This is a genomic window from Anaerovorax sp. IOR16, assembly GCF_017168145.1.
Taxonomy (GTDB): Bacteria; Bacillota; Clostridia; order Peptostreptococcales; family Anaerovoracaceae; genus IOR16.
Genome location: NZ_JADQTL010000009.1, coordinates 167,015 through 181,472 on the forward strand (window position 1 = coordinate 167,015; position 14,458 = coordinate 181,472).

The window sequence follows — 14,458 nt, forward strand, 5'->3', positions numbered from 1 at the left end:
TTAGAACGATGAGAACTCAAAGTAAATCATTTAAAATATTTATAATAGTAATTATGGTTCTGATTATTGCTTGGATATCCATGTTTGTTACGGACTATATTCGATGTAGTTCTTTAAAAGCCCCTATTTTTGTAATTGCAGGAGAAATAAAAAAAGATGGCGGATCAGGACAATATTTTGGATTAGGTTATACGGTTGATATTAAAAAGAATCTAAGTGCAGAATATGGTGTTACAATTGAGTCAGTTGAAATGTCTGTATTAGGAAACGTTGTATCCGCTTCAATACAATAAAATGTTGTGGTGAAGTTTATTTTAATAATAGGTTAGATACTGATATCTACTGCACTATATAAAAGAAAAGGATATGTATTGCACAAAATAAAAGAATATGGTAATATAATCAATGGCGATATTGTCTCGTCATTGATAGATGCTTCTGTGGCTCAGCTGGTAGAGCAACGCATTCGTAATGCGTAGGTCTGTGACTGTAGATAAGGAAGGCTATTTCAAAATACACAAACTATAAACTAAAAGCGGTTTATGACAAATAAAAACAGAGGGTGGCAACACCCACCCTCTTATATATGCTGATGTGGCTCAATGGCAGAGCAGCGGTATCGTAAACCGCAGGTTGTCCGTTCGACTCGGATCATCAGCTCCAATATCATAAAGCACCCTAAAAGTTTCGACTTTTAGGGTGCTTTCAATTATGCTTAGATTGCAATATGCTATAGCATGTGATATAATTTATTTTGAGTTATTATATTAAATTGGAGGCAATATCGAATGGAGTTAAAAGAGATAATAAAGGTAATTCGATTAGAACTTAATCTTTCGCAAGAAGCTCTTGCTCGAGAACTTCATGTTGGTTTTACCTCGGTAAACAGATGGGAAAATGGACATACAAAGCCGAATCAGATTGCTCGACACGCTTTAATTGAGCTTTGCAGAAATAATAATGTAGATTCTGACTTGATTTCGCTAATTGAAAAAGCGAAATAGTTATTAAAGATAACCACCATTCTATAAGTAAAGGAGATCTTTTTATGAAATCTGAAAGGGAAATCGAATTGAGCTTTATTCAAAAGCTACAAGATTTAAAATACAAATATCGTGAAGATATTAGAGACAAGGTTTCTCTCGAAGCCAATTTTAGAGAACACTTTGAAAGATTAAATCGAGTTAAACTAAGTAATTCCGAATTTATACGTCTGCGGGATAGTATTGTAACTGCAGATGTATTTGCTGCTGCTAAAACATTACGAGAGATGAATACCTTCAAGCGTGATGATGATACGCCTTTACAATACACACTTGTAAATATTAAAGACTGGTGCAAAAATGAATTCGAAGTAGTCAATCAGTTGCGGATCAATACGGATAATAGCAATCACCGCTATGATGTAATTATCCTCATCAATGGTGTTCCTGTTGTTCAAATTGAGCTAAAAACCCTGCAAATTACACCCAAAAAAGCTATGGAGCAAATCGTTAATTACAAAAATGATCCTGGAAATGGTTACACAAATTCATTACTGTGCTTTATGCAGCTCTTTATTGTGAGCAACGAAACCAACACCTATTATTTTGCAAACAATCATACCGAACATTTTTGCTTTAATGCAGATGAAAGATTTTTACCTATCTATGAGTTCACAGACAAAGACAACAAAAAAATTACAAACCTTTATGATTTCACCACAAACTTTCTACCTAAATGCACTCTTGGTGAACTAATCAGTAGATATATGGTGCTTGTGGTAAGCGAACAAAAGTTGATGATAATGCGTCCTTATCAGATTTATGCTGTCAAAGCAATCATTGATTGTATTGACGAAAACAGAGGAAACGGCTATATTTGGCATACCACTGGAAGTGGAAAAACACTCACATCATTTAAGACATCAACACTATTGAAGGATAATCCTGAAATTGAAAAGTGTCTATTTGTTGTAGATAGAAAAGATCTGGATCGACAAACTCGATTGGAATTCAACAACTTTCAAGAAGGCTGTGTTGAGGAAAATACCAATACGGAAAAATTGGTTAGACGGCTTACATCAGATGACTATAAAGATAAAGTTATTGTTACTACCATTCAAAAATTAGGGCTGGCTCTGGATGAAGACAGTAAACGAAACCAAGAGAAGAAAAGAAAGGGTCAGCCCACTTTTAAAGAAAGATTGGCAAAGCTCCAAAACAAGCGTATTGCTATTATTTTTGATGAGTGCCATCGCTCTCAATTTGGAGAAAATCATGATGCAATAAAAAGTTTTTTCCCAAAGGCACAGCTTTTTGGATTTACAGGAACACCGATTTTTGAAGAAAATTCAACCTATAAACAGATAGATGGTACTATAGGCTCCTACAGAACAACAACAGATGTTTTCCAACAAGAGCTTCATGCCTACACTATCACCAATGCAATTGACGATGGTAATGTATTGCGTTTCCATATTGACTATTTTAAGCCTGATGACTCACAAAAAGCTGCAAAAGCAGACTCCGCAATAAGCAAAAGGAAGATTGCTGAAGCAATCCTCTCAAAACACGATGCAGCAACCTACAACAGACGATACAATGCTATCTTTGCTACGGCATCTATTAATGACGCTATCGAATATTTTGAACTATTCAAAGAACTACAAGAAGAACTTGAAAAAGCCAATGAAGACTTTACTCCTATTAACATTGCTTGTGTATTCTCTCCACCTGCAGAAGGCAATAAGGATGTAAAGCAGCTCCAAGAAGACCTTACACAGGAAAAGGCTGATAACCAGCAGGAGCCGGATAAGAAAAAAGCGGCTCTTAAAACAATTATTAAAGACTACAGTGATAAATTTGGCACAAATCATAGCATAAACGATTTTGACTTGTATTATCAAGATGTGCAAAAGCGTATTAAAGACCAACAATACAACAACACGGATTATCCGCATGAAAACAAGATAGACATTGTTATCGTGGTTGACATGCTGTTAACTGGTTTTGACTCCAAATATTTGAACACCTTATATGTAGATAAAAACCTGAAGCAGCACGGTCTAATTCAAGCCTTTTCAAGAACAAACCGTGTGCTGAATCCTACAAAACCTTATGGAAATATTATTGACTTCAGAGGGCAAGAAAAAGAAGTCAATGACGCAATCAAACTCTTTTCGGGCAAGGAAAACGCTGAAAAAGTAAAAGAAATTTGGCTTGTAGATCCCGCACCCGTTGTGATTGAAAAGCTGGATAAAGCCGTTGCAGCACTTGAAAAGTTTATGAAATCACAAGGCCTTGAGTGTAAGCCAGAGGAAGTGAGCAATCTTAAGGGAGATACTGCTCGTGCAGAATTTATTGATAAGTTCAAAGAAGTGCAACGCCTAAAAACGCAGCTTGACCAATATACCGAAATAAAAGAGGAGCAAGCAGCCGAAATTGCCGAGCTGTTGCCCGAAAACACCATGCGGGCGTTCCGAGGAGCCTATCTTGAAACAGCCGAGAGATTAAAGGATCAGCAAGGCAAGGATATTGAGAATAAAATACCCGAGGTAGAACAGCTCGATTTTGAGTTTGTTCTGTTTTCCTCTGCCATTATTGACTATGACTATATAATGTCACTTCTTTCAAAATATACCCAACCAGATGTCCCGAAGAAAGAAAAGATGACGAAAAAAGAATTGGTAGACCTGATCGCTTCAACCTCCAATTTAATGGAAGAACGCAAGGATATTGAGGAATACATCGAAGAACTTGACAAATATATTAAAACTTTCGAGTGTAATAAGGGACTGACCGAACAGGAAGTAATGGACGGTTATAAAAAGTTCAAAGCTGAAAAATCAGCAAATGAGCTTGTAGCACTCTCCAATAAACACGGACTTGAAGCACAATCCTTACAAGCGTTTGTTGATGCGATTATGGAAAGAAAGATTTTTGACGGTGAAAAGCTAAGTGATTTGTTAGAGCCACTTGACCTTGGATGGCGTGATAGAACCAAGAAAGAATTAGAACTTATGGATGACTTGATTCCACTGCTCAAAAAATTAGCCGGTGGGCAAGAGATCGTGGGGTTAAAAGCGTATGAATAAAAAAAATAAAACAGTTATTCCCAAATTAAGGCTTTGTCAATTTAAAGATAAGCCAGAATGGGATATTTGTAAATTTGGTAGACTAATTGTTCCTGTAGAAGAACGAGCTGGCTCAAACAAATATACACTCATGAGTGTTACCTCTGGTGTGGGTCTTGTGTCTCAAGTAGAGAAATTTGGAAGAGAAATTGCCGGAAGCGCCTACAAAAATTACTATGTGATTAAGAAAAACGATTTTGCTTATAACAAAAGTGCAACAAAACTATTTCCGGAAGGCTATATCTCAATGCTTACAGAATACGAAGAAGCAGCTTTGCCAAATAGCATTTTCACTTGCTTTCGGATTGTTGACAAAGAGTGTGATCCGAGATTTTTTGACCAGCTTTTTCACAATAACTATCATGGAACATGGTTGAGAAAATACATTGAAGTTGGCGCTCGCTCTCATGGATCATTAAGTGTTGATACAAAACACTTGTGGAATATGCCCGTTGCTCTACCGAAATTAGAAGAACAACAAAAAATCGCTGACTGTCTATCTTCCCTCGATGACCTTATTGCTGCAGAAGATAAGAAGTTGTCAGCACTGAAAGACCACAAAAAAGGTTTAATGCAAAAACTCTTCCCTTCCGAAGGCAAAACTGTTCCAGAGTGGAGATTTCCAGAGTTTAAAGATTGTGGGAAGTGGGAAAGTAGAAGCCTTTCCATGATTTGTGATATGCAAGCGGGTAAGTTTGTGCAGGCAACACAAATTTTTGAAAAGCAAAAATGTAATATGTATCCCTGCTATGGCGGAAACGGTCTGCGCGGATATACGTATTCATTCACGCATTCGGGTGAATATTCACTTATCGGAAGACAAGGGGCACTTTGTGGAAATGTTACCCATTCAACCGGAGATTTTCATGCAACTGAACATGCAGTTGTCGCTACGGAAAAGCACAATGTATGTGCAAAGTGGTTGTATTTTTTGCTAATTAAAATGAATTTAAATCAGTATGCGACTGGACAAGCTCAGCCGGGCCTTTCGGTCCAAGCCCTCGAAAAAATTGGGACTTATGTTCCAAAACTTATAGCAGAGCAACAAAAAATTGCCGACTGTCTTACATCTGTGGACGAACTTATTACCTCACAAACTGAGAAAATAGAAGCCTTAAAGGAACACAAAAAAGCTTGATGCAAGGGTTATTTCCCTCTATTGAGGAGGTGTGCCAATGAGCACAAGAAGGTACACGAACCTAAAGGGGTTAGCACGAAATATACGTGATACACTTGGCACAGCAGACACACCCGACACAAAAAATTACTTTCTTCTTTTTGCTTACAATGGAACCGGGAAAACAAGACTTTCCGGAGAATTCAAAGATTTAGGCAAAAGAAGAATCCGTGGCAGCGAAGAAAGAACACGAGATACTTTATACTATAATGCCTTTACAGAGGATCTTTTTACTTGGCACAATGACTTAGAATCAGATACGGATAGACGACTACTTTTTAATACAAGTTCTCGCTTTTTCGATGGTTTAAGAGATCTTGAAATGGAAACTCGTATACGAGAGTTTTTGAGAGTTCATGCTGATTTTGACTTTACCATCAATTACGAAGATGGCTATGTTATCTTTTCACGAGAAGTCCAAAATAGAGAAGGAACAGAAACCGTTACCGGAATCAAAATCTCTCGTGGTGAAGAAAATATGTTCATTTGGTGCTTCTTTCTCGCCATTGTGCAACTGGTAAAACTCGAAGCTCTGTCCTATGACTGGGTCAAATATATTTACATAGATGATCCAATTTCATCTCTTGATGACAATAATGTTGTAGCGGTAGCGTGTCAGCTTGCAGAATTACTTAAGGATTGTCAGATTAAAACCGTTATTTCTACTCATCATGCATTGTTTTTTAATGTACTGTATAATGAGTTAAAAAAAGAGAGTACGGCAAGTCGTTTTTTAAGTTTTAACAAGGAAACAGGCAAATATATAGTTAAGAATACAGGCGATACTCCGTTTTTCCACCATGTTGCATTATTAAAAGAATTGAAAAAGGCAGCGGACAGCGGGAAAATATATACCTATCATTTCAATATTTTGAGAAATATCCTTGAGAAAACAGCTGCATTTCACGGATTTGATAATTTCTCAGCTTGCATAAAGCGAGAAGAAGATGATTTAGACGGTGTAATCTATGCACGAATGACAAACCTACTAAGCCATGGAAATCATTCAATGTTTAATCCTGTTGAAATGGTTGATGACAATAAGGAAATTTTCAAAAAGGTATTAACCGGGTTTATGGAAACTTATAAATTTAACGATGACTTATTTACAGAGGAATAGAGGTGCCACCTATGAATGATATACAACAAAAAGAATTAGGCAAAACCCTTTGGGGGATTGCCGATAAACTACGTGGAGCGATGAATGCGGACGACTTCCGAGATTATATGTTGTCGTTTCTTTTCTTGCGTTATCTTTCTGATAATTATGAAACAGCCGCAAAAAAAGAACTTGGAAGTGATTATACTGACTGTGAAAAAGAGATAGCAAACACTGTTGCCAATGAAACACATAATAAAGTTATTAGTCAATTAAAGAAAAAGATAATCGATTATTTTGAAGCATTGCCTGTTAATAAGCTACCTGTAAAAGAAGATGAAACTGATAAAAAAGTTATTCAAAAAGCAAGACAGACATTAATTGACGAATATGAAAGCTTACTTGAAAGTGGCAAGTTAACTCCCCTTGGTATCTGGTATATTAGAAATTTAGATCAAGTAAGTGTCTTCGAAAAGCAAATGCGTAGAAAGGTTCACTTTGTTATAAAGCCTCATTATTTATGGAGCAATATATATGAATTAGCAAGAATACAAAGCAATCAGCTTTTAAAAACCTTGCAGAGAGGTTTCAAATTTATCGAAAACGAATCCTTTGATAGTACTTTTCGTGGTTTGTTTTCAGAAGTAAATCTCGACTCTGAAAAGCTTGGTAAAAACTATGAAGCGCGTAACGAAATGCTGTGCTCAATCATAACCGAAATTGCTGAGGGCCTTGCTGAGTTCACCAATGAAATTGACCTTTTGGGTAATGCTTACGAATATTTAATTGGCCAGTTTGCTGCAGGTTCGGGAAAAAAGGCTGGGGAATTTTATACGCCACAACAAATTTCCACCATCCTTTCCCGGATTGTAATACTTGATAGTCAAGAGCCTCAAAATGGAAAGAAAAAATATATTAACAACCTTTTAGATTTTGCCTGTGGATCAGGATCATTGCTTATAAATGTAAAAAAGCAGCTTGAGCCGAATAGTATTGGTCAGATATATGGGCAAGAAAAAAATGTTACAACTTATAACCTTGCTCGTATGAATATGCTGCTACATGGCTTCAAAGATTCAGAATTCCAAATTTTCCATGGTGATTCACTACTAAATGATTGGCCAATACTTAGCGAGATGAATCCGGCGAAGAAACTAAAGTGTGATGCCGTGGTAGCAAACCCACCGTTTAGTTATCGTTGGGAACCTAATGATACTCTTGCAGAAGATTTCCGCTTTAAAAGCTATGGGCTTGCGCCAAAGTCAGCAGCAGATTTTGCTTTCCTATTACACGGATTCCATTTCTTAAGCGATGAGGGTACAATGGCAATAATCTTGCCACATGGTGTCTTGTTCCGTGGTGGAGCAGAAGAAAAGATCAGAACTAAGCTACTCAAAGATGGTAATATTGATACAGTCATCGGTTTACCTGCCAATCTGTTTTTCTCCACAGGTATACCCGTTTGTATTCTTGTGCTTAAGAAATGCAAAAAGCCAGATGATGTGCTATTCATAAACGCAAGTGAGTATTACCAAAAAGGCAAACGCCAAAATGTTCTTTTGCCTGAGCATATAAATAGAATTGTTGAAACTTATCAATTCCGTAAAGAGGATGACAAAAAGTATTCTCGCCGTGTTTCTTTGGAAGAGATAGAAAAGAATGGATACAATTTGAACATATCAAGATATGTAAGCACGGTACCAGAAGAAGAAATCATTGATATTTCAGAAGTGAAAAAGGAACTTGATAAAATCGAATCTGAAATAACTAAAGCAAAAGATAAGCATAATAAATTTTTAAAAGAGCTTGGATTAGCAGAATTGCATTAAACAAATTTTTGAATAGTATATATTAAAACTGTATCGAATTAAAAACAGTAGGTCTACCCTAAAATGAGGTATATCTACTGTTTTTCTAACGCTTAAAACTTCCTCATAATCTCCTTATACTCAAAATCCGAAAGTTCACCGCTTTGATTTTGCTCCATATAAGAAACAGCAAGCGCCACTTGTTTGTTCCACTCATCAACAGAAATTTTGCCACGATTTTTTCGTGTTTTTAATCGGTTATAAACCTTGTCGTACTCCTGCTGAGCGGGGGTACGTTTTTCTTTTTTCTGTGTTTCTTTAATGTGAGCACCAATATCTCGGCAAGTTTTAGTTTCGCCGACTTTCTTTTGATTCGGTGCAAGGTTTGAACAATAACAAGTGTTATGCCCCGATAGTAATAAAAAGTATGTTCCACAGTTATGGCATCTGCGTGGACAATGTCCATTCATTAGTGCTCGAAATAAATCAAAGTGCAAAAATGCACCCATGCTTTTAAATACAATACGCTCTGCAATTAAATATTCTTTCTCATTCTCGGGATTACGCATGGGAGCATATTCGATGCCAACTTCTCTTGTCTGTGCAAAATCAAAAGTTGGCATGGGTGGCATAGTCATACGGATTTCATTTAAAAGTTTTGTATCGGTGAAAAAACTGTAAACTCCAACAGAGTAATGTTCCTCATTGCGTTTATTTAGTTTCTCAAAATACAAATCAAGCATTACACATATATATTTTTTGAAAGCAATAGTTTCATCAATAATAGAAATCAGCTTGAAAATAAAGTGATACAGTACTTCACCTTGATGAGTGGTTCTATCAGTCATCAAGGTGAAGCCTTGTGGTTGAGAGTTAAAAATATCAACAAGCATGGAGTGCCCAAACTCTTTATCAATTAAATAGCAAAATGGCGGTAAATCAATCACTAAGTCTAAAACCTTGTTTAAATTGTTCTGTATTTCAGTAACGGTGGCAAGGTCTTTTTTTATGCGCGAATCAAATAAGGTCTGCATTGCACCTACAAGAGCATTGCGACAGTTATTCATTTCAACTAAATAATCATCACTTAAATTTAAAATATCAGTTGTGCACTGCCCCAAAGGAATTTTGTTGTCGTTAATTAATATTTGGTTTTTCCAAAACATCAAGGTGAATTCCTGCAATGTATTCACTTTTTCGTTTGTTCTTTTTGTTCCCTCAATCATAGCTTCCTCTTCCCTTGTATCAGATAAATTTTTGAAATGTACCTGACCTTGCGATACACCCCCAAAAGCTATTGAAAAGTTTTTTTAATGTGTTACCATTATTGTATCAGATATATTTGCAAATATCAATCAGTAACTTTGTATCTTGAAAATTGAATGATCGTCTAAAGGTGATACGGTTGCCAAGAACTCGAAAGAGCGAGCAACGGAAACGACGGAGAGAACCTCGGTCAGGAACTGCTTTAGGTAGAACGACAACAACAGAATTTATTATCACAGGAGGATTTTATATGTCTAATAAACTTGAAACCATGGATGCCGAAACTTTAATGACAACACCACTTGTACAACTAAAATTTATTGTAGGTGGACTAATTCCACAAGGACTGCATATTCTCGCAGGCTCACCTAAAATCGGTAAGAGCTGGCTGTCGCTGTGGATTTGCTTACAGGTTGCAAAAGGCGAAAAGGTTTGGGAGTTTGAAACTCTGAAAAGTGATGTCCTCTACCTCTGCTTAGAAGATAGCTTTGCAAGAATTCAAAATAGGCTGTTTGAAATTACGGATGATGCACCGCCAAATCTTCACTTTGCAATTATGAGCGACACTATCGGCAACGGTTTAGAAATTCAGATTGAAAACTTTATCAAGGAACACTCAGAAACAGGCTTAATTGTAATTGATACCTTGCAAAAAGTTCGTAGCAATTCTACCACAAATGTAAATCCCTATGCCGCCGACTACGATGATATCAACACACTAAAACAAGTTGCAGACAAATATAAAATTGCAATTGTTTTGGTTCATCACCTTAGAAAAACAGGTGACAGCGATCCACTCAATATGATTTCGGGCACCAGTGGAATTGCGGGTGGTGCTGATACCAACTTCGTGTTACAAAAAGAAAAAAGAATTGAGAACCGAGCAGTGCTCATCTGTACAGGACGAGATATTGAACAACGAGAATTGTTTTTGGAATTTAACAAAAATACTTTTCTTTGGGAACTTCGTGAACCAATTGAAATTGAAAAATTAGTAATTCCAGATGAGATATTTCTGCTTTCTGATTTTATTAAATCGGTTAAAAGTTTTACAGGTACAGCAACGGAACTTGCAGAAAGACTTAAAGAGTATAGCGGAACTGAATGTTCACCGCCAATTTTAAAAAAGAAAATCATCAAGCACATGGATTTCTTAATTGAAAATAGCTTTAGTTATTCTGAAAACAGAACCTTTGAAAGGCGAGAATTTACACTTGTTTATGACGGTAAAAGTGAAAATGACGGTATGACGGTTGAAAACCTCCCCCTAAATTTGCCGTCTTTACCGTCAGCACTGTCAGCAGAAAGTAATTCTGCCACCGTTGCCCCCTGTTCGCCAACGTGTGAGCCTTTGACGGATACGGTTGGATAGTAACACGGAAACGATACAGAACCGTAAATTGAGCCACCGTTGCGGACAAATTTCCGATTTATACCTATTTTAGATTAGCAGAGGGGCTTTCGGCTACGAAATCCTACCCTTTAGGGTAGGGCGAGCATAGCGTCCGCCTATACGGCGGTCACTGCTCGGCGGGAGACCCGCACCCCTTTAGAACGAAGAAACGACATATCAATGTGAAACGGAGGAATTGAATGAAACAAACAAAAGACAAGAATTACGCATTTAGAATATCTGAAAAAGACCTAAATACCATAAAACGAAAAGCCAATAAAGCAAAAATGTCGGTTACAGACTACATCACAAAATCAGCCTTAGATAAGGAAATTATTATAATTGATGGACTTCCCGATATAGTAAGTCAGCTTAAAAAGATTGGAAACAACCTCAATCAGCTGACAATGCTCAGCCATCAAGGTGTGATTAACACAGTTAAACTTGATGAAACCGAGGAAAGTCTAACCGCAATCTATTGGAAAATCAATGAACTTACAAAGGCGGTGGACGATAGTGGCAGTGTTTAGTGCAGTCAAAAACAAGAAACAAACCAAGGGTGCAATGGCAGGTGTTCTCAATTATATTTCCGACAGCAACAAGGTTTATTACAACGATATACCTCTTCGTACAGGAATTAACTGCAATTATTATAGCGGCTTTGCAGAAATGTGCCTAACCAAACAGCAGTACAAAAAAGATGATGGCAGACAGTTTTACCAGTTTGTGCAGTCATTTTCAGAAGAAGATAATGTCACACCCTTGGAGGTTCATCAAATAGGTTTGGAGCTTGCAGAAAAGTTGTTCCCCGATTTTGAGGTTATGGTTGCCACTCACTGCAACACCAAGCACCCACACAATCACATCGTCGTGAACTCTGTCAGCTTCAAAACAGGCAAAAAGCTACACCAAAACCACGATATTTTAATGGAACAGCGAATGGTAAACGATGAGATTTGTATGGCTCATGGTCTTAGTGTTTTGGAAAAATACCAAAAATTGAAACGAGGTCAAGCCTTAAACCAAAAAGAATGTCGTGCAGCACAGAGAGGTCAAAGTTGGAAGTTGCAACTCATTGCAACCATTGAAGATGCACTTTTATACTCCACCGACAGGGAAAGCTTCATTCACAATATGGAATATGAGGGTTATGAAGTCAACTGGAGCGATACAAGAAAATACATTACCTACACCACACCAGAGGGTTACAAATGCCGAGATAACAAGCTACACGATGACACTTACCTCAAAGGAAATTTAGAAAAGCTGTTTATTTTCAGACAAGAAACAGGATTTAAACCACTGACCTATGAGCCACCCGAGGGTTGGTTGGGTGAAATGCAAGCACACTATGGACTTACCGAAGATGTCATTTCACTGGGCAAAAACCTTGAAAGTATGGGCGATGTTAAGCCACCACTTACCCCAAAGGTTTGGACGGACAGAAAACAAAAACAACGTGAAAATCTTAAAAAGCTTGCGGCAGGTCATAAACTGCAAAGCGAGCAAGAGCAAGATTTTGAAATGCAGATGTGAGGAGGAAACATATGATATTAAATAAAGACTCAATGCGTGTAAATGCAACGGAAATTAGAGGAGTAAACTATGTGACCTTTAGCTTTTTTGAGGGTGAAGATTTGGTCTTTGACCACATTGGTAAGCTGATAGAAAACTCCTTTGAAACAACAGACACCGACGAAATTACGAACGGTTTTTCAGTGGATAATGGTATAGCTATTGCATAGTGATTAGGATATACTGGTACTGTCATAAACCGCTTCGTTAAAATGACAGGGTTGCACATCACATTGAAAAGCAACCCTGTCGTCAGAAAGGAGTAAATTATGCTAACGAAGCAAGACAAATATACAGCAGCACTTTACTGCAGACTAAGCCAAGATGATGGTCAAGTTGGAGAAAGCGGTAGCATACAAACACAAAAAGCTTTACTCACAAGTTATGCAAAGGCTAACGGATATGAGATTTACGACTGTTTCAGTGACGATGGATTTAGCGGAACTAATTTTGAGCGCCCAGAATTTAAGCGCATGATAAAGGCAATTGACAGTGGAAAGGTCAACATGGTAATCGTGAAAGACCTTTCCAGATTCGGCAGAGAATACGCTCAAATGGGACTGTACATTGAGCATTATTTTGAAGAAAAGTCGGTAAGATTTATTGCAATTGGTGAAAACATCGATACGATCAATGGCGTGGATAACATTCTAATGCCAATCACCAATGTTATCAATTCCATGTATGCAAGGGACTGTTCGAGAAAAACCAAGGTGGCACATCGCACCAGAGCTATGGAGGGCAAGTACCTTGGCAATCATGCTCCATTTGGTTATCTAAAAGATCCGAACGACCGTCACCATCTTGTTGTAGACCCCGAAGCTGCCGAAATTGTTAAGAACATTTTTAAAATGTTCAGCGAGGGTATCGGCTATGTTCGCATGACGAAGATACTACGTGAGCGAAACATCTTAAATCCACAAGCATACTTCAACCGAAACAATCCCGATTTTTATAAGAGTGACTACTGGCGGCAGCCATTCGATTGGCACGCAACCTCAATCCGTTCAATCATTTCAAACCCCGTATACTTAGGGCATATTGTATTCGGCAGAACCAAAACTAAGGGCTTCTATGATAAAACTCGAGTAAAGACAGGAGAAGAAGATTGGATTTTGGTTGAGAATATGCACGAGCCAATCGTTACTCAAAAAACATGGGATACAGTTCAAAAGTTGATGCAGTCCAAGCGGAGAGAAACTATTGCAAAAGAAGAAATTCAATATTTTGCAGGCTTAGTAAAATGCTCAGATTGCGGTTCTTCTCTGAATGTTTCCTACGATAAACGCAAAGGCAAGTACACAGGTTTCTCCTGCTGGGTGTATAAAAACTACGGTAAACAGCGTTGTTCCTCCCATGCCATCGGTTGGAAAACTCTCAATCAGCTTGTACTTGAAGATATTCAGCGTAACGCTCAAATTGCAAAGAAAGCCTCACAAAAATATATGGACACTTTGATTGCAATGAAAACTGAGAAACAAAAGAAAGAGGTTTCCAAATATCGCCGTGAACTTACTGCTACAGAAAAGCGTTTGGGTGAGCTTGAAAAGATTTTAAACAAGCTTTATGAGGATAACGCACTGGGTAAAATCAGCGATGAGCGGTATATCACCATGTCTAACGGCTACGAAAATGAGCAAGCAGAGTTAAAAGAGAAAAGCAAATATCTTCTCTCTGAAATTGAAAAAGCCGATGAAATATTTACAAATGCTGAAAACTTTGTTAAGCTGATAGAGTGCTATACAGATATAAAAGAACTCAATGCAAAAATACTCAACGAGTTAATTGACCGTATTGTAGTGCATGAAAAAACAGAGAACACAGACGGCAGCAAGAGCCAGAGAGTGGATATTTACTATAAATTTATCGGTTATATTTCGCTGAGCGAGATGAAGCAGGCGGTTAAGTTAGAAAAACCAGCCGATGCTGAGACCAAAAGAACAGCGTAAAATAGCCACCCTTAAATACAACCAACGGTCGCCGGTTCAAATCCGGCCAGGAGCTCCACGATTATCAGGTTATAAAA

At 37.6% G+C, this 14,458-nt stretch carries 12 protein-coding genes and 1 tRNA gene; 12 read left to right on the forward strand and 1 reads right to left on the reverse strand.

The window, feature by feature from the left end; all coding sequences use genetic code 11:
• The first annotated feature begins 8 nt into the window (after positions 1-8).
• The 7 genes from I2490_RS04295 to I2490_RS04325 all read left to right on the forward strand — a co-directional run bounded on the left by I2490_RS04295 (position 9) and on the right by I2490_RS04325 (position 8,219).
• Positions 9-293: a hypothetical protein gene (locus I2490_RS04295; RefSeq protein ID WP_206458546.1), complete on the forward strand. Its 285-nt coding sequence runs from the start codon at positions 9-11 to the stop codon at positions 291-293.
• A gap of 295 nt (positions 294-588) precedes the next feature.
• Positions 589-663, forward strand: a tRNA-Thr gene (locus I2490_RS04300).
• A 125-nt stretch (positions 664-788) separates the two neighbouring features.
• The gene (locus I2490_RS04305) at positions 789-1,004 is read left to right on the forward strand and encodes a helix-turn-helix domain-containing protein (protein WP_206458547.1); all 216 of its coding nucleotides are present in this window, start codon (positions 789-791) and stop codon (positions 1,002-1,004) included.
• 44 nt (positions 1,005-1,048) lie between these two features.
• Positions 1,049-4,075 carry a type I restriction endonuclease subunit R gene (locus I2490_RS04310; protein ID WP_206458548.1) on the forward strand — a complete coding sequence of 1,009 codons (3,027 nt, stop codon included), beginning with the start codon at positions 1,049-1,051 and terminating at the stop codon, positions 4,073-4,075.
• Positions 4,068-5,252 carry a restriction endonuclease subunit S gene (locus I2490_RS04315; protein WP_206458549.1) on the forward strand — a complete coding sequence of 395 codons (1,185 nt, stop codon included), beginning with the start codon at positions 4,068-4,070 and terminating at the stop codon, positions 5,250-5,252. Before I2490_RS04310 ends, I2490_RS04315 begins: the two co-directional genes overlap by 8 nt.
• A 37-nt stretch (positions 5,253-5,289) precedes the next feature.
• Entirely contained in the window at positions 5,290-6,411 is a 1,122-nt protein-coding gene (locus I2490_RS04320; RefSeq protein ID WP_206458550.1) for an AAA family ATPase, read from the forward strand.
• 11 nt (positions 6,412-6,422) lie between these two features.
• Complete coding sequence (locus I2490_RS04325) at positions 6,423-8,219, forward strand: type I restriction-modification system subunit M (RefSeq protein ID WP_206458551.1); 1,797 nt, start codon at positions 6,423-6,425, stop codon at positions 8,217-8,219.
• A 92-nt stretch (positions 8,220-8,311) separates the two neighbouring features.
• Here I2490_RS04325 and I2490_RS04330 read toward each other — a convergent pair whose 3' ends face one another.
• Positions 8,312-9,424: a DUF6076 domain-containing protein gene (locus tag I2490_RS04330; protein WP_206458552.1), complete on the reverse strand. Its 1,113-nt coding sequence runs from the start codon at positions 9,422-9,424 to the stop codon at positions 8,312-8,314.
• A gap of 290 nt (positions 9,425-9,714) precedes the next feature.
• On the opposite strand from I2490_RS04330, the gene I2490_RS04335 reads away from it, so the two are divergent.
• The 5 genes from I2490_RS04335 to I2490_RS04355 all read left to right on the forward strand — a co-directional run bounded on the left by I2490_RS04335 (position 9,715) and on the right by I2490_RS04355 (position 14,381).
• Complete coding sequence (locus I2490_RS04335; protein WP_206458553.1) at positions 9,715-10,836, forward strand: AAA family ATPase; 1,122 nt, start codon at positions 9,715-9,717, stop codon at positions 10,834-10,836.
• Positions 10,837-11,057: 221 nt separating this feature from the next.
• Positions 11,058-11,387, forward strand: a complete 330-nt coding sequence (locus I2490_RS04340; protein ID WP_206458554.1) for a plasmid mobilization protein — start codon at positions 11,058-11,060, stop codon at positions 11,385-11,387.
• A complete protein-coding gene (locus I2490_RS04345) occupies positions 11,374-12,393 on the forward strand; it encodes a relaxase/mobilization nuclease domain-containing protein (protein ID WP_206458555.1) in 1,020 nt (339 codons plus the stop codon). Before I2490_RS04340 ends, I2490_RS04345 begins: the two co-directional genes overlap by 14 nt.
• A gap of 11 nt (positions 12,394-12,404) precedes the next feature.
• Positions 12,405-12,602 carry a hypothetical protein gene (locus tag I2490_RS04350; protein ID WP_206458556.1) on the forward strand — a complete coding sequence of 66 codons (198 nt, stop codon included), beginning with the start codon at positions 12,405-12,407 and terminating at the stop codon, positions 12,600-12,602.
• A gap of 99 nt (positions 12,603-12,701) precedes the next feature.
• Positions 12,702-14,381: a recombinase family protein gene (locus I2490_RS04355; protein WP_206458557.1), complete on the forward strand. Its 1,680-nt coding sequence runs from the start codon at positions 12,702-12,704 to the stop codon at positions 14,379-14,381.
• Positions 14,382-14,458 lie beyond the last annotated feature (77 nt).